This is a genomic window from Lysinibacillus sp. FW301-JW8, from assembly GCF_058788755.1.
This window is the reverse complement of the sequence record NZ_JBYTBB010000008.1, coordinates 93,655-112,947: the sequence shown is the minus strand read 5'-3', so window position 1 is coordinate 112,947 and position 19,293 is coordinate 93,655. Positions and strand designations below refer to the sequence as shown.

Sequence of the window (19,293 nt, the reverse complement as noted above, 5' to 3'; positions counted from 1 at the left end):
CTCGTCGCTCGCCCACTGGAAAGCGAGTAGCCTGGAACGGAAATCACCTTCATTTGACTTAGTAGTGTTCACAAAGAATCCTTTGACCATTTAGTTTTTCAACACTATGAAAATGATGACCTTATATTTTATCAGGTCATCATTTTATCATTATTTCGCTTTAATACCGTTGAATAACGTTTCAACAATTAACAATGCAGCTGAGTTTTTGGCAATATTCCCCTCCTGCACTTGCTGCCACATAGTAAATAGGAGTGAATATAAGACATTAAGCATCCATTCGCTACTCATATCCTGACGTAAATAACCTTGGTTTTGTAATTGGATAATCGTTTGTCTAATAGGCTCCTTAAGCTGATCTTCAGCAGCCAAAAGTTCTGAACTGTAATTTACAGAGCATTCATGTGCAAGAAAATAAATTTTATCTCCTAACGGAATTAAAGCCTCAACAAGCTTCGGGATATAGGATTCCAGCTTTTCTTCATCAACTGGTATTTCATTCATGGTATCACTGACAACCTGAACAGCTCTAAAACCTAATTGCAACATCAATTGTTCCCTACTTTCAATATAACGATGCAATGTAGCGATACCAATGCCAGCATAGTTAGCGATGTCAGTTAAGGAGGCAGTCGGCTTTTCGACTAGAAGCTCTGTAGCTGCATCTAATATAGCATGAAGCCTAGCCTCTTTTACGTTTTTCATCATGCTTCACTTCTTTCCAAAAATAAGGTGAATACTAGATAGTGTTTACTACCAATTGATACAATTGTAGAATACAGGACACTGGAATTCAACCTACTTGCACATCGTGAAGGCTGTTCTTACAAGGAAATAAAACATTTTGCATTACAAAGAATATCACTACCCATTCTGGACCCAGACATCCTTAACATAGTTTCCTCTATACTGATGCTGCTCTAACCAGGCTTTTGCCTTCTTCTCCTCTACTCCTTTTTCAGATTGATAGGCATACTGCAACATAGCCTCTACAGCTGGTGCCATGTAATTACCATCTCCGCAAACATATAATCGTCCATTATTATTTAACATTTCGATAATATTTGAGGCATATGGCACCATTAATTGCTGCACATAAGTTTTCTGTATTCCATCTTTACGAGAAAATGCCGTATGAAGTGTCACAATCCCATCCTTTTCAAACTGCTCAAGTTCCTCACGATAAATAAAATCAGCATCATTTCTACAGCCGAAGAAAAGATGTGCTTGCCCAAGTGAAATTCCTCGCTGTTTCATCGCAGCACGAGCCTGTAAAAAGCCTCTAAATGGTGCTATACCAGTTCCTGGTCCAACCATTATGATCGATGTAGACGCATCCTCTGGCAGCAGGAATCCTGAATCAGCTGAACGTATAAATATCACCAGCGATTCACCTGGTTGACACTGTGACAAATAATTTGATGCTACGCCATGATAGTCCCCCCGCCCACTCCAGGCTGCTTCCTGCAGGACACCTACTGTAATACTAAGTCGTTCAGGATTTTCCATTGGTGAACTAGAAATGGAATAATATCTAACCTTTAAAGGCGGTAGTAAAGCTATAAATTTTTCAAACGGTAATTCACAGGCATCATACATTTCAAGGAGCTCTAGCATAGATAAGCGTTTTTTTAATACCTGCTCCCTATAAATATCTTCCTGTAATAAAAGCTCTAATTCACGTTTATGTGGTGGACACTCTGTATACGCTGCTAGCTCTCGTATTTGTATACGACTAGCTGTCTCCTGCAATTCAACACTTGTCGCAAGCACCTCGTATAAACTGACCGGATAATCATCTGTAGGAAGATGTGATCCATTTCCATTAAACGAAATGAGTAGCTGATCATTTGCATTCAATTTAAATCGACGAAGAACTCGATGGATTAGCTTACTGCTATTCTTAGGTACCACTCCAAGATGATCTCCCTCCTGATAGCTAAGCCCCTTTGGCAATGCAAGTTCAATATGACGTGTACTCCGTTTACTATTGGCTGATTGAAGCTCTTCATTTTTTATAATTGATGCATAGCAGGCGCCATGTTTTAATGCAAGTGGTACCGTTTCTAAGCCTTTTACAACTTGAATAGACAATTTAGCTTGTTCCTGTAGCATATTGTCATCTATAGTTAAATCAAATGTCTCTTTCATAGTCTGCCACAGCTGCTCTCGCCAGTGCTCCAATTGCTTTTCAAAATCTGCACTTGCGTCCGCTTCCCCATGTAGCAAAATTCTTGTAGCCCCTTTAATGGCAAGCTGTTGATCTATCGTTCGAGGTACCTTTTGATACGTATAATGCCAATTTCGATCTCCACAGCCAAACACAGCATAATTTACTCCTTGTAGGCTATTCTCATTACTATTCTCTAGCCATGCAAGAAACTTTCGAGCATTTCTTGGAGGATGACCATTATAAGAAGAGCAAACAATCAATACAGCGCCCTCTTTAGGTAATTTTCCAGCATACTCATCTAGCGAAGCTACTTCACTGTGAATACCATACAAAATAGATTCGTCTGCTAACTGTTTAGCAACTCTTTCTGCTGTTCCCAAATCAGAGCCATAGAGGATTAACAAAGACATTTTTGCATTCTCTACACTGAGTTCTGGTAAAGTCTGCATTTTTTCTAGTCGCTGAGGTGCTACTGTTGTTTTCTGGTTAATTACTCGATTACGCTGCTTTACTCGAATTTTAAAATCACCTGGCTTTATCGTAAGAGTTTGCTGTATTTTTAATTGATAATTATCATAATCAATTAATTCAAAACGCTGTAAAATCATTGCTAACACCAAAGTTGCCTCATGAAGGGCAAATTGCATGCCGATACAGGCACGCTGACCATTTCCAAACGGTTTAAAGGCATGTGTAGGAATATTCTGAGGATCTTCAAAGCGCTCTGGATAAAATTGTTCAGCATTTTCACCCCACACATTTTTATCACGATGAAGCTGCGGCAGAAGAACACTAATATTGTCTCCTTTTTTAATCAAATACTTGTCGCCAATCACAGTATCCTCTTTAGCATAAAGCTCAAAGCCAGGTGCTGTTGGCCATAAACGTAATGATTCATTTAAAATTAGACGAATGTACTTTAGCTGTAAAATCTGTTCATATGTTGGTGTTTCTTCAGTCAATACTTGATCAACTTCCTTATAAGCCTTTTCTAGCACTTCAGGATGCTTAATTAAAAAATAGAGGGCAAAGGATAGCAATCCACTTGTTGTTTCATGTCCAGCTATCAAAAATGTAATGATTTGATAGCGAATATTTTCATCGCTCAGCGTTTCTCCTGTGTCAGGATCTTTTACATTTAACATTCTGCCTAGTAAATCTATCTCCTCCTGCATACCTCTTGTCTTTCGCTCCTCAATAATTTTATCTACTAATGAAAACATTGTTTCAATATCTTCGTTAAATTGACGCCTTGTGCCAACCATCATCAGATTTTGTATTTTTAATCGGGAACTTTTTAACATGGCTTCATTTAAAGCACGAACCATACTCATAATAAAAGGGCTATGTGTTTCTCTATAAAAGCTATTAAAACGATAGTTGAAGCCACATAATCCAATGGTATCTAGCGTTAACCGTGTCATATCCTCTGGGACATCAATTTCCTCCATCGGATTCAAACGTTCCCATTTTTGTATCAGCTGTGTAGCAATATCCGTCATCATAGAATGATAATCCTTCATAGCCTGTTTACTAAACGTGGGAAGTAGGATATTATGTGCCTTTTGCCAGTTCGGCTCAGTTGTTCTGCTTGTAAATAGGCCATCACCACCAAAAGCACGAACATTTTCTAACTCACTATAAATCTGCTTATCAAAACGTGAAACATCACAAACATCAGCTACCAATTCATGACCAGATATTACTAAGCTCGTATAACCTGGTATTTCTAATCGATATATCGGCCCATACTCTTCTGCAAGCTTACAAAGTGATAATGTTGGCTGCTCTTTATCGATTAAGGGCAAATGGCCAAGTGGACCAAATGTTTTTGGTTTTGGAACATCTTCTACACTTATCATCATGAATCCCTTCTTTCAGTAAAATAAAAAATGATAGTTAAATCTATCATTTGATAAAATAATATACCAAAAATTAAGTAGAACTCAACTTTTTAGAAATTATCCAAGGGAAAAATGGCAGTATTTGTGAACAAAGAGTGAAATAGCAAAAGCCCAACCTCTCACTCTAGTAAGTTGAGACATTGGGCTTTTTGCGGATTTAAATTTAACTAAATATGATATTCAATTTCATCAACGAAATCCCATTCATATGGTGTTTCTTGATAAACATAGTAATTCAGCCAGTTTGAGAATAGCAAATGGGTATGGGCACGCCATGTATTAATTGGCTCATGTGCTGGGTCGTCATTCGGGAAATAGTTCACCGGTACAGTAATATCTAACCCTTTTGCGACATCTCGATTATATTCATCTGCTAAAGTTGTTGCATCATACTCAAGATGACCTGTGATCATAATGTTTTTATTATCCTTGGACTGCACAATAAATACACCTGCATCCTCTGAATAGGACAGTAAACGTAAATCAGGATGATTGCGTACTTCATCAATAGAAACAGATGTATAACGAGAATGTGGTGCTGTAAATAAATCACTAAATCCACGCACTAAGTCGACTGTTAAATCTGTAATGACATGCGAATAAACACCTGAGCATTTTGCTGGAAGTTCAACCTTCCCGATTCCATAATGATGATATAAAGCAGCCTGTGCCCCCCAACATATATGTAGGATAGATGTCACGTTTTTCTTAGACCAATCCATAATTTGTGAGATTTCCTGCCAGTAATTCACTTCTTCAAAAGCCATCTTCTCTACAGGTGCTCCTGTAATAATCATTCCGTCAAAGCGGCGATGACGAATTTGTTGGAAAGTTGTGTAAAATAGCTGTAAATGTGATTTACTAACATTTTTTGATTCATGTGTTGCTGTATTTAAAAATGTAATATTGACTTGCAGTGGCGTATTCCCTAGCAAGCGCAGTAATTGCAGCTCTGTTTTCTCTTTTTCAGGCATTAAGTTGAAAATTAATATATTTAATGGACGAATTTGTTGTGTATTCGCACGATCCTCTTCCATCACGAAAATCTTTTCCTCTCGTAAATGTTCTCCAGCTGGTAAGTTTTTTGGAATATTAATTGGCATCTTGCATTCCCCTCTCTTTTATTTCCCTCTTCAAAATCAAGTTTACAATGACACTTTTTATGAAATTAAAAAATCCCCCTTATTCCATGCGAGATAGAATGAGGGGGATTTTCACCACGTTCACTCTTATCTCTCAAAGGAAAAAACCTTTGCTGGAATTAGCACCTTTCTAACATTTGTTAGAGGTTGCTGAAGCGTCATCGGGCCAAATCCCTCAGCTTCTCTTGATAAGATTATTTAATTAAAATGAATTGTAACATGAACTATTAAGAATATCAATAAAACATAGAATATTTTGTCATTACTATGCATGTTTAGCTAAATTTTGATGAACACTAATCATCATAACAACATATGAAATTTTATGGTAAACATGCTGTGATTATGTTAACATATACCTTTAGTAACAGAGAGGAACGTGAATAGCTTGATTAAAATTGAATTTCCTAAACCAGATTTAGTGATTCGCCAGCGTGAGCAAGATTTAAAGCCTGGTGATGTACCAATTACACCATACCATGGTTTTATTGACTTCCATAAAATCACACGAGACAAAGGTGGCATTTTCTTATTTTACAATGAGAAAAATGAGCTTTTATTTGTCGGTAAAGCGCGTAAAATTCGTCAACGTATAAAAAAACATTTTGAAGACAATGTATCACCTATGAAAAATCATCGTCAAGAAATTTTCAAAATTGAAGTTTATGAAATAGAAGATCCAATGGAACGTGAAATTTACGAAACGTATGCCATTAATGTTTTCCGCTCTAGATATAATGTTGATAAAGTATTTTATTAAAAAAGAATCTGCTTGCCTCTAAAGGCAAGCAGATTCTTTATTTTTTACTCTACAAAAAATGCTTTTCGTTCTTTCGTAATCCATTCCTCAAGCTCATGATCATCTCGTCTTAGGAGACGATTAATAAGGACATCATGCCAAATATAATCCTCTAATAAATAAATGTGAACCGGATCATTCGTAATAAAAGCAGTTTCAAGATTTGAAGGAGAATGTCCATAAATCATCTCTTGACCATCGATAGACAAGATAAACCAGTGCTGTGTAGAAGATTTTTTCGTATAATATGTCATTCGATGCATATCGATGGATGACACAGGTTCATGCACATATAGTGTAATACCGTGAACAGGAACTTGTTCAGCCACCAATAAAATATCCTCTCTCAATGCTTCATACATCTCTTCCCACATAGAAAGAAGTACCTTTTTCTCCGCTTTCTTTAATAATGACTGACAATAATTAATAATGGTCTGCTTCCCTTTTAACATTAACACTTTAGGCTCCGCTTCCTGCTCCTTAGTTTCTAATTTTTCTAATTGGTCACTAATTGACGTAAAATTCGATTGCCAGCGCTGTTGAATTTGCTGTAAAAACATAGCAACAGGAATGGAAGAATAAGTTGTTTGATCAGCAGCCTCCTCTTTCAGCACTAATCCTTTTTCAACGAGCACATCCAGTATGTCATAAACTCTTGCTCGAGGAATACCAGAGTTTTTGCTGACCTGATAAGCACTAATATGGCTCTTTTGGACAAGTGCCGTATAGGCCTTTCCTTCATATTCTGTAAATCCTAGCTCTTTTAATTGGGCGATTAATTCATCCATCCAATCCCTCCATTTCCTTTATTATAGAATAATTTGATGAATAGAAGCTAATGAAAAAAATAGTCTTTACAGCGAAATAAAAATTAGTTACTATTTCAGTAGTAACTATCTAATGAGGTGTCAACATGCTTTTTGAAGTAGATGTAAATGTAGTAATTTTATTGATTGCGTTTGGGTTTCTCGCAGCCTTTGTAGACTCTGTGGTTGGTGGTGGTGGCTTAATCTCATTACCTGCTCTTTTGTTTGCGGGTTTAAATCCTGCAGCAGCCGTTGCAACCAATAAGTTAGCGGGGACTATGGGTTCTTTAACCTCTACGATTTCCTTTTATCGTTCAGGACAGTTAGACATTCGTTCTGTCATAAAATACTTTCCACTAGCCTTTGTCGGATCGTTATTTGGCGCATGGACTGTACATTTAATCAATCCCTCGCTACTCAAACCAATCATGCTCATAATGCTAGCAGGGGTAACAGTTTATACGATTTTTAAAAAGGATTGGGGCTCTGTATCCGCTGTTAAAACATTGTCTCCTTTACACTTGGCTTTATTTATGTTTTTGCTATTTAGTATTGGGTTTTATGATGGATTTCTTGGTCCAGGTACTGGATCATTCTTAATCTTTAGCTTTCTACTTGTTGGCTTTGACTTTTTAAAGGCTGCAGGAAATGCAAAGTTTTTAAATTTAGCAAGTAATTTTGCGGGTCTTTTAATGTTCGTCTACTTAGGACATGTTCATTTTGCCTATGGTTTCATAATGGGCATCGCTCAAATTGCTGGTGCGATGGTAGGTTCACGTGTAGCCATTAAAAAAGGTAGCGGTTTTGTACGTGTTTTGTTTATTATTGTGACCATAACATTATTAACAAAAAATGCATATGATTACTTTGCCCATTAATAGACATGAAAAATGCCGTGAACGAAAATTCACGGCATTTTTCTAGTTAAATAAATAACTTATCTTCCTTAAATTTATGGCTTGTTAATAAACTTACAATTACAAAGATGAATAAAGAAGCGACAATCGGGATAGTCACGGTATGCATTCCGAAGATGGACGGGTAAAAACGATCAATAACAATATACAAGATCATGCCTGAAAACATTGACGCAATAGCACCGTACTTATTAGCCTTCTTCCAATAGAGCCCCAATACAACTGTCCAAATAAAGACTGCCTCAAGTCCACCAAAAGCAAATAAATTCAGCCAGACTAATAAATCTGGTGGATTCAAAGCAAAAACGATAACGGCTAAACCTATAACAGTCGTGACAATAAAGCTAGCTCGCTTAATTTCTGTATCATTAGCTGTTGGTTTTATATAATTTAGATAAATATCCTTCACAACAGTAGAGCTTACAAGCATCAATAATGCGTTGACTGTTGACATTGTGGCCGCCATTGGTGCAGCTAAGACAACACCAGCTAGAAAAGGCGGTAAAACCTTTAATGTCAGTAGGGGCATTACCTTATCCCCAATCTCAATTCCTGGTAAAACTGGACGAGCTAAGACACCAATTAAATGCATCCCAAACATGATTGTCCCAATGGCAATAGTGCCAATGATAATCGCTAAATGCATGCTTTTAGAATCTTTATAGCTCATAGCACGAACTGCGATTTGTGGAAGCCCTACAACTCCAACCCCGATTAAAATCCAAAATGTAGAAACATATAATGGTGTTAAATCACCCTCTGCTCCAAATGGAGAGACAAAATTTGGGTTTTCCGCGACAAGGGATGTCATAATTTGATTGATGCCTCCACCGGCGATAATTGTCCCAATTAATAATATAATCGTTCCAATGACCATAATAGAGCCCTGCACAGTATCTGTTAATGCTACAGCACGAAAACCACCTATAATGACATACACTAACACAGAAATCGCAAAGATAAAGAGTGCTACTGTGTAATTTAAGCCTGTTAATGATTCAATAAGTCGTGCGCCACCTACCCATTGTGCCATCATAGCAGAAAATAAAAAGACAATAATACTAATAGCGGATAAGATCACAATCACATGACTTTTATAGCGCTCTCGTAAAAAATCAATTAATGTAATGGCATGATAACGTCTTGCAAGAATGGCAAATTTTTTCCCTAATATCATGAGCACAAAATAGCCAGCAGGAAGCTGTGCCATTGCTAATAACACCCATCCTAGACCTTTCGTGTAAGCAACACCTGGACCACCAATAAAACTACTTGCACTACCATATGTAGCTATCATGGTCATAGCTAAGAGGAAACCGCCCATTTCACGACCACCTAGAAAGTACTCCTGTAAAAATGAATTGGAGGAACGTACACGCCTATTAGCCCAGACACCAATGCCAAAGATAATGACTAAAAATAATAACAGTGGAAAAATAACTTGCCAATGCATTATTGATCCACCTCCTCATCCTCAAACGGTACCTCTTTGAAAAAGAGTTTCATGACAAACCAGATGAGAAGTATCATAAAGCCTGTCCCTGCGATACAGCTATAGAAAAACCATGCAGGGAAACCGAAAACATACGTATAGCTTGTCGGATCACCAGAACCTAGTCCATAGGCAAAGCCAAACCAGATCGCAAAATTGACGATGACAAGCACCACACCAATAAGCGCCTCTCGATGCGCAACTTTAAAACGTTGATCTTTCAAAATAAAGTCCCCCTAACCTACTCTATTTTACTGATATGTATTCATTATGGGAACCTTTGAGAAAAAATAATTGCTAGTAAGATGAAGATTATCGCTTTTATTTTTTTAATAATATTCCACCTATTTGCTATTCGATAGAATTCATTAAATCAAAAAAGTATTTTGGCTCTTGCGTTTGATACAGTTTGAACCATGCATGCAATGTTTCAGGTGCAAATACACCGAGCAATTTTAATACATGCATTGTAAATTCCAAAGGAGCTATTCCTGATGCAGTAATTAAATTTGCATCAGTTACAGCAGGTTCCATTGCATAATATTTTTCTCCACTATAATTAGGACAAACCATTTTCAAATATTCTAGATGATTGCTTGTATGTCTTTTAGAGTCTAGTAATCCCTCATTTGCCAGTCTCACAGTTGCACCACAAATTGCAGCAACAACCATTCCTTCTTTTAAAGATTTAGATATCTTTTTCAAGATGGGGTCATGTACTGATTCCAACCAGGTATCTCCTCCTGGAAGAACAAAAATATCCGAACTTGTTAAAATACACTCTTCAATAGAAACACTAGGTATTATTTTTAATCCTCCCATTGTCGTAACAGCATTTTTATCAATGCCTACTGTAATCACCTCTAAAGGTGCTAGTTCCTTTTTAAAATACCTCCCTGAGTTAAGTTCAGCAATTAAATAGCCTACCTCCCAGTCTGACATTGTATCAAATACATAAAGATACACCTTTGCATTCATAATAGACACTTCCTTTCTAATTAATAAATCCTATTATAAAAAAACTTCACTGACATCCACTGTCAGTAAAGTTTTCAGTTTGATAATAATTTATTTGTTCATATAGAAACTTGAGAAAGCTAAAGCACTTATATATCATAGTCATAGCTTCCATCGTATTTCCCAACTATAATTGTGTAGTGTTGTGTGTAGCAGATCACCCATTACAAGTTTGAACTATTAGAATGTATTCGTTTCAAAACGTACTTATTGATTAATAGTCAAAGTACTAATCACATATTCCCCATTCAAATCAAAAGTAATGACTATCCGAATGTCCAAATATGTAATCATACACATGTCTTTTTTGTACTTGAATAGTTTCAATATAATTCAATCTAGTTAAAAGTTTCTCAACAATTGATTTTGGCGCATTAAGATACGTTAGCTCATATTTAAATCTACCTAAAAAGTCTCTTTGTTCATTGAATTAATATCAATATATTCTTTGGTTTATTTAGAACATAAGTATAACTAAAACATCCCAACATCCATAGGTACTATCCAAAAAGCACCCTCAGTTGAGAGTGCGAAATTATTAAACTTTAAATTAGTCAAAATCAAAAGGATTAAGCGAATACTTGTTAAAAATACCATATACATGCCCACAGTTATTACAAAAAGCAATATTAAACCATGGTTGTCCATCTTCTGATTCTTCAGTACTATCTTCAGATACTATGTGTTCTAATCCTTCAATTTTACATTCTGGACACTTTGGCTTTGCCATAAAATTCACTCCTCTCATCTACACCAATTCGACTAAAGGAAGTAATTTCCTGCTGATTTAGACAACAAAAATAACGCTAAGACTATTCAGGCTTTTCTGTTTGTACAGCCGTTATTGGCAAAACACTATTGTTGATATATAGCTCCACCAATATCCACAAAGTTGATTTTAGATTGTGTAATATGGGAAGGGTGCAAAGTGAACATGAATAACTGAATAACCGTTGATACATCAATGATTTAGGAAGTCTCTCCCCAATATATATATGCAGAATACTGCATATATATATTGGGGCTGAATGGGGCTAATTAAAACTAGGCGAGCGAGTGTATAGGTATATCATGTGTGAATAAGGGGCTACCCTGAAAGTCTCTAAATAAAAAGTTCGACTTGGAAAACTACTCGTTCTCCAAATCGAACTTTTCCTTTTGGCTGAAATCAACGAGTCGGAAATTTAAAGAATATGAGCGATACTTTTTTTATTGTTTATCTGTTTCCTGCAATTTTTACTTATAATATTTATGTTTTAACGATAATTTACTAAATGATTACCCTCCTACAATAGTTATAATATCCTGCTGCTGTGTAATTTACGGTAATACCCACTGAAAACGTCATCTCGCCCGGTTCTCGTTGATTTTAACTCTTGATTTTATTGATGATATCTTGATAATATTGTTTGCCAAATTCATTGTTAGACTCTTCTAATTTTTTATTAAAATATTCTATGGCCTCATTTTTATATTGTTCCGGAATTTTTTCTAAATACAAATCCATTATATTTTCAAAAGAACTTTCGGCTACTTTTTTGGGGGACATTTTTTTGACATTCATAAAATATTCCCACTTTTTATCATAGTTTTCAAAATGTTTTAATCTAGGCAGGAATATCGCGACATAAGGTCCTATGTTACTTTTATCGGAATTTTCCAACATGAATTCGTAAATCTCCTTTGTTTCCGGAAGATCATATCTCTGAATCATATTTCCAATTGCTGAAACAAGTAGAACTACAAGTTTAGTATTATCCTTATGCTTATTATAGATATCAAGAAGGTTTTTAGAAAACTTCAGATCATTAAATATATCTTGATAATAAATTGAAACCTCTAACCTGGGTGTTTTCTCAAACTCTTTTACAGCAAGAAACAGCTCTTCATCACTCAATTTATGACAATTAGAAATTTTCTCTTTTAATAGGCTAATATTTTCAATAATTTTTTTAGTGTCCATATTGTTCTATCATCACCATTTTCCTTTATTATACCACCTTTATATTTTTGCTTTCACAACGTGCAAACCTATCATTAAACTCTTTTTTCTAACAATAAATTAGCATCTGTAGTATATTTCTTGGAAATCACTAGAGCTGCATATGCAACTCAATGATTCTCAAGTAAAGCCCCCCGATAGTCTGATAAAGAAGATATACGAATTAAATTTGTACTTCGCACATTAAAGCATGTGTATTTCCTTCAGTATCTTTAAAGAAAATCATCCACGTTTCTGTATTTCCCATTTTCGCAACAACATGTGGTTGGTCGATAAAAGAAACTCCCTTTTCAAGCAATTCTTCAAAGGTTTTATTTATATCTTCAACCTGGAAATAGATAACAGAGCTTGAATTTGTAAATTCATCTTTTTCAGGAAGCGAAAGTAAAAGTAGTTGCCCATTACAATCAAAAAATGCAATACTTTCTGTACTAAAAAAGAAGAGGGAACCCTAATACTTCTTTCTAAAATTCAATTGCATTTTCTACATTTTTTATTGACACTCCGATTTGTCCAATTTTTTGAATCATTAGTTTCCACTATATTTCCTCCATTCATTTCATCTTACTTTTGAACACCCGATTTATTAGCCTAATAGAAAGAGCCACTATCCATTTATTCTATTTAATCTGAACATTCTCCTTCTTCTATACTCTTGTTACTGTTGGCTAAGTATTGTTTAATCAAGTGGTAATGTGGATTTAGAATAAAGTTCGATAATTTAACGAAAATTGTAAATTTTACGGTAAAATAAACAAAGATAAAATAAATAAAAAAAGAGGAATCTTATATGAATAAAAGACAGTGGAGAGTAGGAATTTTTTTATTTGATGATGTTGAGGTTTTAGATTTTGCAGGTCCATTTGAAGTTTTTTCTGTCACTGAATTAGAAAATGGTCATCAGCCATTTGTAGTAGAAACAGTATCAGAAAAAGGGAACATAGTAATTTGCATGTAATGGGTTAAAGGTACAGCCAGATTACAGTTTCGAGACTATACCTATACCTAGATTTGATATTTTAATTATCCCTGGTGGTCTTGGTGCTAAGGAGAGAGAAATACATAATGATAATGTAATCAAGTGGATTACAGATCAAATGAAAACGGTGCAACTAATGACATCTGTATGTACAGGTGCTTTATTATTAGCAAGGGCTGGTTTACTTAACGGTAAAATGGCAACGACTCATTGGGCAAGTATTGAAAGATTAGAAAAAGAATTTCCTCAAGTCGAAGTACAACGAAAAGTTAAATTTGTGGATGAAGGCAATGTAATTACGTCAGGTGGAATTTCAGCAGGCATCAATATGTCATTTCATATTGTAAAGCGATTATTAGGTTCTGAAGTTGCTCAGGAAACTGCCAAAATTATGGAATACGATATTGTTATTTAAATCATTATTGAACAAACGGGCGCGATTGTTGAGCAACATAGATAGGAAATGATCAAACTTTTTTCATACACGCTCTTTCTTTTGGTTCGTTTATCAATGTTATTTACATTAATTTGAACAAAATTACCTGCATTTACTGATAAACCAACTGAACTGTACCCTTGTTTCATAGCAATATCATCACCAAACATATAGGCTGATACTTCTCCAAAACCTTTAGTCTTCCGTCCTTTTTTTATCACTTCGATTGAGTACTACATCTCTACTTTATCAAAATCTGCAATCCATGGCCCTATCAACTCTTTCCCATACATCTCTTCAGCAAAACATTCGGCTAAACCTTCTAATACTATATATTCTTCTACAGTAACGTCACCGTGATTAAATGGTTTACGGTGCTACATAATGTGATGTTAAAAAATCCATCGTTTCTTAAGATAATTTCAATCATCTCCGCAATAGTACGTTCATCCTCTAACACTAAAATTGACGCATCTTGCATTCTATCACCTAGTTTTAAGATTTCTTTAAGGAAGGCATTATTTCACTATAAGCTAAGCTTCACCAAGTACACTATGTATAAGATAACCAATTAAGGAGATAAAACGCAATGACAACAAACCGTGCATGGGCAAATTAAGAAGAAAGGACAGATAACACATGAATAGTGACATCAGAGAGGTTTAAAGACATGACACATTTATATGGTAAATTATGTTCTTTTAATATCTAATTTCATTTCAATGTTAAACATTAAAACGAAGCTACATCATATTCGAGTGGTGATGGAATCTGTATTAGATAAAGGGGTTCGATTTAGAACTGACAATTAGCATCTTTTTGAACATTTTTTGTGTAGAAAATGTGTAGAAACTTTTCATTTTCTATCCTTTTCTAACGAATTCTCAAAAATAGGAAAGCGCTTCAAACCCTCGATACTAAAGGATTTGAAGCGCTTTTCAGTTGATTCAAACTTATTTTATCTAAACCTTGTTACGTCCCTTAGATAAACAGATTTTATTTTTTATCTGTCTACCGAATAGGGAGCATATCAAAATAATTGAGTACCTGAGCTTTTTCAGAAAGGAACTAATGTGTGTAGAGTAATAGTTTAATCACTCTATTGGCAAAGCATAATCAGGCTCTTTTCCAAACCACACATGTGAATAGTTTCCATTAATTCCTACACCCATTACTGTTAACGTGGACCAACTTCCAGCACTGATAATGACATCGTTATGTCCCGTAGAATTTTTCCACATGTCAAGCGCCATTGAAGGACTTATACCAATAGAACTAGCTGAAATTTCGAAGCCATTTCCATTGTAAGACGTTAATTCCCTTGGTTTATCCCACATTTGTTTTGCATACTGGTGGTCGCTTGTGTAACAAATCGGTGACCAAGAACCATTGCTAGACCAGCTATGTAAGTTACATTTAATTCCCCGCTGATCCGCCCCTTGTGATGGAGAATAATTATTAGAATCGATTACATGCGCCCTCGCTACTGTAGTTAATGACCTTGAAATTATGAATGGTTTCAGTCCTAATGATTCTCGGTATTCATTGATTAATGTTGCCAATTCTTTTTCTTCATCTGTTAAATATTCTAAATCTATTTTGTATGGCGTTTTGGTGATTATTGGCTCTTCAACAGATTCCTTCTCTTTACTAGCATTTTCATATTTATGCGCGCGTGCTAAAAATGCTGAAATATGACCTCTAGTTAAATTGTTCGAAGGTCTAAATGTCCCATCCTCATAGCCATTCGTAATTCCTGCTGCAACTAGTTGTTGGACCGCTTCATATGCTGTGCTATTTTTAGGAATATCTTTAAAAGTTTGTTTGCCACTTGGTAAATTAAAGGCACGTGCGATGAAAGTAGCCATATGACCACGTGTAACTTTTACGTTTGGCTTAAATGTGCCATCTTCATAGCCCTTAATAATCCCTTGTTCAACTGCAGACTGGATATAACCGCTATTTGGACTATGTTCAGGGACATCGCTGAATTTTGTAGGTCTTTGAGTACCGCTAAGTCCGACTGCTTTTGCTATCAAAACCGCAACTTCCTCACGCGTTACAATATCGTTCACGCCATATGTTTTCGTAGGCGCTACGATTCCCCTCTCTAACAAATACATTATATCCTCATAGTTACTATGCTTCTCAGAAACATCACTAAATTGAATCAAAGCCGCATGTACGTTTCCTATAGGCATTAAAACAAATGCTAACAATACTGTAGTAATAAAAGTAATTACTCTCATATTATTCCTCCTTTCCTTTAATACTAACAGAAGGTTATTTAATTTCCCAATTCATTTTTTAGTAATTTTTGAAGGAATAGATGATGAGCTAATTACTAAATATACCAATAATATAAATAAAAAATGACCAAGAACTAAAGTTAATTGAGTACCTTTTATCAGTAGTATTTGAATACAAAATCTCATTATCTGTACATGCCACTAACAGTGAACCTAATATTGCAATCGGAAAATACTTTATAAAAATAATACGGAAGGCTGAAAAACTAAAAAAATGAAACTTTTTATATCGAAAATCTGTCTTATGTTAGAATTGAAAACTAAAAAAAAGTCGATTTGCATCACATTTCTTGTGGCAAATCGACTTTTTCAGTGCCCTCCATCACGAAGTGGTCTTTTTATGAATTTTTCAACTAATGCGTCAGTAAGTAAAAATAAGTGTATTAAAATTTAAAGGTTTTTTATATATTTTGTAATATTCCCCATACAACAACTACCTTGAGGATTATTTACATCACAACCACATCTATTTGCTTTAACGTTTTGACGAATGTGATCCAATGGCTTTGAAGAAAGACCATCTTCCACATATTTGTTAATTTTATCTCTTGTCCATTCAAAACAATAGCAGATAGGTACAGTAAGAGAATCCTCCTTTTGATAAACAGGAACTTTAATTTCTGATGTTGAGAAAGTCTTTTTATGTTCATCAAAGTACACAACTCCACAATCCTCTGTAGCGCAGAAAAAATGAACTAAATCAGGATTCAAAGAATCTAGTACTAATGGTTTTAACATTGATTTTAAAGTAATTATTTTTAATTTCTTACCTTTCACCTTACAAGATGGACAAAACTCATATACACTATTTTCAGAAATTCATTCTTTTGTACCTGTTGTACAGCAATCAGACATATATCATATCTCCCACTCAATTTTGATATTAAAATTATAACACTCTTACTTAGACTAATTAGCCTCGTTCATTTAATAATACCTCATACTATAATGTCATAAATCGCCATAAATGGACTGAGATTAAGAGATTCTTGGTTTGAGATCATCGGGTTTATCACCTACATACTTTTAATATCATTATTATAAAGTAAAAAGGCATTTGAAAGTTCGATTAAATCGAACTTTCAAATGTCTGATGTAAATTATGGACTTTTTCAGTGCCCTCCAAGAAATAGGAATGATCTTTTTTCGCAAGAAAGCTCTCATCATACATGCTTGTCACTGTTTGATCCACATCCGCGATATACATCTCTGTCGTTACTGGATGAAGTCGTATGTAAGTTTGAATCGTATCCGGCGTTAAACCAGTAAACTGACTCCTCGTATGATAGCTCCCTAGAAATGATTTACTCACGGTTTCAATCGCAAAATCTTTTTTGGAAAGAGGCTGCCACCTTCGTTGCTCTGCAAAAGCAACATAGGACAGATAAGCACCGTTTGTCGTCCAATGACGCTCAGTCCAATAATAAATGGATTCAGTCGCTTGTGGGTCCAAAAAATCAAAGCCATTCATAATGGTTATACCTCTCTACATAGTCTTCCCGATAAATTGATTTACCTTCCTTTGAGGATATGACGGTGCTAACCATGGAAGTCGCTCCGGATAAAGACCTATCGATGTGGGTGCCAGATGAACGTCATATTCACTTCCGATTGATTGCTTGCAAATTGGTTGATCGACTCTGCATATTGCTGGACCTTCGTATAATCAGGTCCTAAAAACTTTTCAAATAAATAGCCAAAGTACCGCTTGCAACAACAAAAAATACTTTGCGAGTTCTTCAGGAATCGTAAATACCATATGACGATGGGGCTCAGTTCTTGTTGTTTATCTGACCAATCATCTGTATACTTTTTTCCACATTTATTACAAAATCGACTTTTACAAGAGAGAAATAAATAAAGACAGGTTTTGTATTCCCCTCACAACCTAAACATTCATAACGGCGATGCCCCAAATCGGATGACCCACAACGAATCGTTTTTTGAACTGTTTCAAGAATATCCTTTCGATAGGCTTCTGGAAACTTCTCCTTATAGAATTCCCAAAAACCAGAAAAATGGCCCTTTAAGATTGTTTTAATCACCCCATGATTATCAAATTGCATGGTCATCACCGCCTTCTTTTTAAGTAAAATTGTACCTAAATAAACATGAGTTATCCACAGCCAAAAAATCTATAGTTTCCTTAACAATAAAAAAACCCTACACAGCCGAAGCTATGTAGAGCCCTTCTCGCATTCTGAATTGTCTGTGCACCCGGTGCACGATATTTATTTAATCACTACGATGTCTGAAGGTGCGCTTTCTATCCCATCTATAATTTGAGTAACATACCATAAATTCCTTGAAGTGAGCGGATCTGGATTGCTCCAACTTCCATTCTCGTCAGCTTGAACTGTATCGAAGTAGTAGAACCTGTCTGGTAAATAATACTCGGCAAAGTATAACCTCAATGTTGCATTGGGTAGAGCTCCACTCACTACTAATTCATTATTCCATGGGCTTGTGAGTGTTAATTCGCTATTCTCGTCTTATACCTTCTTTATCTCTCGGTTTTATAACGAGCCTTCACCGTGCAGGCGACTTTCATCGCACGCGGCGATCCGTCAATGACTTTTGTCACTGACTGGGTTTCTTCGCTCCTGCTAGTTTTCTCCTTCTCGTATGTTACCATACAAGTCCAAACGGCTAGCAATCATCACTACTACAAACCCGCTGTCACTTTCTATGCCTCTTTGGTGCTAACCCACCTACGCATAGAAGGCTTCAAACGTTCCATTACATTTATCCCTTTTTTTATAGCCTTAGGTTTCCACTATCTTATCAGGTGTGAGAAAGACCAGTTTAACAGTCAATTCTACTCATCTCCATAACATCATCTCAGATGTTCGGATGCCTACCGAACTCCTAGCATTTTTCGCGGTATTCACTACCTCACCCTGCCTACATGGATTCGTCTACCTAACCATAGCTATCTTTTAAAGAGCCCCGCCTCGTGTTTTACGAGTACGACTTCACCTGACTTAGCCCCTTCTCGCATATTAGCGCGTCACTGGACCCAGGAGGATTAGGCACTTGCTTACTTGACTGTTTCGCAAGGATGGGTATTTCACCCACCTATTCAATGTAATAGTTAGAAATGTATCATTTCCACTTATTTCACTAGCGTAGTAGCTAGCTTATAAAGTAACGTTTCGTTTATTTTTATTAAGGAGTAACCGTAATTGCTTGAGTAATTGTTTTTCCACTCACAGTAATTGTTACTGTATTATTTGACGTTGTTAATGCTGTACCATTTGTTGGGCTTACTGTGATTCCCTTTGATACGAAATCTGCAAATGCTACCTCTTCTGATG

General features: G+C 35.7%; 17 protein-coding genes, 3 pseudogenes and 1 riboswitch. Of the genes and pseudogenes, 3 read left to right on the top strand and 17 right to left on the bottom strand.

Translation table 11 applies throughout. From position 1 onward, the window contains the following. Window positions 1–150: 150 nt before the first annotated feature. From AC3WOM_RS05580 to metA, 3 genes are all read right to left on the bottom strand, one after another. Entirely contained in the window at window positions 151–705 is a 555-nt protein-coding gene (locus AC3WOM_RS05580) for a TetR/AcrR family transcriptional regulator (RefSeq protein WP_427544597.1), read from the bottom strand. A 159-nt stretch (window positions 706–864) separates the two neighbouring features. After that, on the bottom strand, window positions 865–4,035 hold the full coding sequence (locus AC3WOM_RS05575) for a bifunctional cytochrome P450/NADPH--P450 reductase (protein WP_492445508.1): 3,171 nt from the start codon (window positions 4,033–4,035) through the stop codon (window positions 865–867). A gap of 209 nt (window positions 4,036–4,244) precedes the next feature. Continuing rightward, window positions 4,245–5,180 carry a homoserine O-acetyltransferase MetA gene (gene metA, locus AC3WOM_RS05570; RefSeq protein WP_427544592.1) on the bottom strand — a complete coding sequence of 312 codons (936 nt, stop codon included), beginning with the start codon at window positions 5,178–5,180 and terminating at the stop codon, window positions 4,245–4,247. Window positions 5,181–5,303: 123 nt separating this feature from the next. Continuing rightward, window positions 5,304–5,414: riboswitch (SAM riboswitch) on the bottom strand. Between the two features lie 193 nt (window positions 5,415–5,607). Between metA and AC3WOM_RS05565 the strand changes: the two genes are divergently transcribed. Beyond that, complete coding sequence (locus tag AC3WOM_RS05565) at window positions 5,608–5,979, top strand: nucleotide excision repair endonuclease (protein WP_427544590.1); 372 nt, start codon at window positions 5,608–5,610, stop codon at window positions 5,977–5,979. 44 nt (window positions 5,980–6,023) lie between these two features. Here AC3WOM_RS05565 and AC3WOM_RS05560 read toward each other — a convergent pair whose 3' ends face one another. Next, a complete protein-coding gene (locus AC3WOM_RS05560; protein WP_427544588.1) occupies window positions 6,024–6,806 on the bottom strand; it encodes a TrmB family transcriptional regulator in 783 nt (260 codons plus the stop codon). 125 nt (window positions 6,807–6,931) lie between these two features. Here AC3WOM_RS05560 and AC3WOM_RS05555 point away from each other — a divergent pair, with 125 nt between their 5' ends. Further along, window positions 6,932–7,702, top strand: coding sequence for a TSUP family transporter (locus tag AC3WOM_RS05555; RefSeq protein ID WP_427544586.1), 771 nt, complete (start codon window positions 6,932–6,934; stop codon window positions 7,700–7,702). 46 nt (window positions 7,703–7,748) lie between these two features. Here the strand turns inward: AC3WOM_RS05555 and panF are convergent, their stop codons facing one another. The 6 genes and pseudogenes from panF to AC3WOM_RS05525 form a co-directional block, all read right to left on the bottom strand. Next, window positions 7,749–9,194: a sodium/pantothenate symporter gene (panF, locus tag AC3WOM_RS05550; protein ID WP_492445495.1), complete on the bottom strand. Its 1,446-nt coding sequence runs from the start codon at window positions 9,192–9,194 to the stop codon at window positions 7,749–7,751. Further along, on the bottom strand, window positions 9,194–9,457 hold the full coding sequence (locus AC3WOM_RS05545; RefSeq protein WP_427544582.1) for a YhdT family protein: 264 nt from the start codon (window positions 9,455–9,457) through the stop codon (window positions 9,194–9,196). Before AC3WOM_RS05545 ends, panF begins: the two co-directional genes overlap by 1 nt. A 127-nt stretch (window positions 9,458–9,584) precedes the next feature. Next, window positions 9,585–10,214 (bottom strand): type 1 glutamine amidotransferase family protein, encoded by a 630-nt coding sequence (locus AC3WOM_RS05540; RefSeq protein ID WP_492445507.1) that lies wholly within the window; start codon window positions 10,212–10,214, stop codon window positions 9,585–9,587. Between the two features lie 586 nt (window positions 10,215–10,800). Continuing rightward, window positions 10,801–10,980 carry a transcriptional regulator gene (locus AC3WOM_RS05535; protein ID WP_492445493.1) on the bottom strand — a complete coding sequence of 60 codons (180 nt, stop codon included), beginning with the start codon at window positions 10,978–10,980 and terminating at the stop codon, window positions 10,801–10,803. A gap of 639 nt (window positions 10,981–11,619) precedes the next feature. After that, window positions 11,620–12,213, bottom strand: a complete 594-nt coding sequence (locus AC3WOM_RS05530) for a hypothetical protein (protein WP_492445491.1) — start codon at window positions 12,211–12,213, stop codon at window positions 11,620–11,622. Between the two features lie 202 nt (window positions 12,214–12,415). After that, window positions 12,416–12,782, bottom strand: a pseudogene (locus tag AC3WOM_RS05525) (VOC family protein). A 260-nt stretch (window positions 12,783–13,042) separates the two neighbouring features. On the opposite strand from AC3WOM_RS05525, the pseudogene AC3WOM_RS05520 reads away from it, so the two are divergent. Then, a pseudogene (locus tag AC3WOM_RS05520) lies at window positions 13,043–13,646 on the top strand (DJ-1/PfpI family protein). A 254-nt stretch (window positions 13,647–13,900) separates the two neighbouring features. Here the strand turns inward: AC3WOM_RS05520 and AC3WOM_RS05515 are convergent. The 7 genes and pseudogenes from AC3WOM_RS05515 to AC3WOM_RS05485 form a co-directional block, all read right to left on the bottom strand. Further along, window positions 13,901–13,999, bottom strand: coding sequence for a DUF2268 domain-containing putative Zn-dependent protease (locus AC3WOM_RS05515; RefSeq protein ID WP_492445505.1), 99 nt, complete (start codon window positions 13,997–13,999; stop codon window positions 13,901–13,903). Window positions 14,000–14,007: 8 nt separating this feature from the next. Beyond that, complete coding sequence (locus tag AC3WOM_RS05510) at window positions 14,008–14,148, bottom strand: hypothetical protein (protein WP_492445490.1); 141 nt, start codon at window positions 14,146–14,148, stop codon at window positions 14,008–14,010. A 613-nt stretch (window positions 14,149–14,761) separates the two neighbouring features. Beyond that, window positions 14,762–15,916, bottom strand: coding sequence for a CAP and S-layer homology domain-containing protein (locus AC3WOM_RS05505; RefSeq protein WP_492445489.1), 1,155 nt, complete (start codon window positions 15,914–15,916; stop codon window positions 14,762–14,764). A gap of 450 nt (window positions 15,917–16,366) precedes the next feature. Continuing rightward, window positions 16,367–16,795, bottom strand: a complete 429-nt coding sequence (locus AC3WOM_RS05500; protein ID WP_492445503.1) for a putative iron-sulfur cluster-binding metallochaperone — start codon at window positions 16,793–16,795, stop codon at window positions 16,367–16,369. A gap of 250 nt (window positions 16,796–17,045) precedes the next feature. Beyond that, window positions 17,046–17,447, bottom strand: a complete 402-nt coding sequence (locus tag AC3WOM_RS05495; RefSeq protein ID WP_492445487.1) for a DHHW family protein — start codon at window positions 17,445–17,447, stop codon at window positions 17,046–17,048. Window positions 17,448–17,545: 98 nt separating this feature from the next. Further along, a pseudogene (locus AC3WOM_RS05490) lies at window positions 17,546–17,797 on the bottom strand (hypothetical protein); the annotation flags it as partial. After that, the gene (locus tag AC3WOM_RS05485; RefSeq protein WP_492445485.1) at window positions 17,749–18,042 is read right to left on the bottom strand and encodes a hypothetical protein; all 294 of its coding nucleotides are present in this window, start codon (window positions 18,040–18,042) and stop codon (window positions 17,749–17,751) included. The pseudogene AC3WOM_RS05490 and the gene AC3WOM_RS05485, both read right to left, overlap by 49 nt. Window positions 18,043–19,293: the final 1,251 nt, after the last annotated feature.

Excerpts from the sequence above, each read along its gene's own strand:
- AC3WOM_RS05580 (WP_427544597.1), bottom strand. The coding sequence starts at position 705 with ATGAAAAACGTAAAAGAGGCTAGGCTTCATGCTATATTAGATGCAGCT.
- AC3WOM_RS05575 (WP_492445508.1), bottom strand. The coding sequence starts at position 4,035 with ATGATAAGTGTAGAAGATGTTCCAAAACCAAAAACATTTGGTCCACTT.
- metA (WP_427544592.1), bottom strand. The coding sequence starts at position 5,180 with ATGCCAATTAATATTCCAAAAAACTTACCAGCTGGAGAACATTTACGA.
- AC3WOM_RS05560 (WP_427544588.1), bottom strand. The coding sequence starts at position 6,806 with ATGGATGAATTAATCGCCCAATTAAAAGAGCTAGGATTTACAGAATAT.
- AC3WOM_RS05555 (WP_427544586.1), top strand. The coding sequence starts at position 6,932 with ATGCTTTTTGAAGTAGATGTAAATGTAGTAATTTTATTGATTGCGTTT.
- panF (WP_492445495.1), bottom strand. The coding sequence starts at position 9,194 with ATGCATTGGCAAGTTATTTTTCCACTGTTATTATTTTTAGTCATTATC.
- AC3WOM_RS05535 (WP_492445493.1), bottom strand. The coding sequence starts at position 10,980 with ATGGCAAAGCCAAAGTGTCCAGAATGTAAAATTGAAGGATTAGAACAC.
- AC3WOM_RS05530 (WP_492445491.1), bottom strand. The coding sequence starts at position 12,213 with ATGGACACTAAAAAAATTATTGAAAATATTAGCCTATTAAAAGAGAAA.
- AC3WOM_RS05510 (WP_492445490.1), bottom strand. The coding sequence starts at position 14,148 with ATGCAAGATGCGTCAATTTTAGTGTTAGAGGATGAACGTACTATTGCG.
- AC3WOM_RS05505 (WP_492445489.1), bottom strand. The coding sequence starts at position 15,916 with ATGAGAGTAATTACTTTTATTACTACAGTATTGTTAGCATTTGTTTTA.
- AC3WOM_RS05495 (WP_492445487.1), bottom strand. The coding sequence starts at position 17,447 with ATGAATGGCTTTGATTTTTTGGACCCACAAGCGACTGAATCCATTTAT.
- AC3WOM_RS05485 (WP_492445485.1), bottom strand. The coding sequence starts at position 18,042 with ATGCAATTTGATAATCATGGGGTGATTAAAACAATCTTAAAGGGCCAT.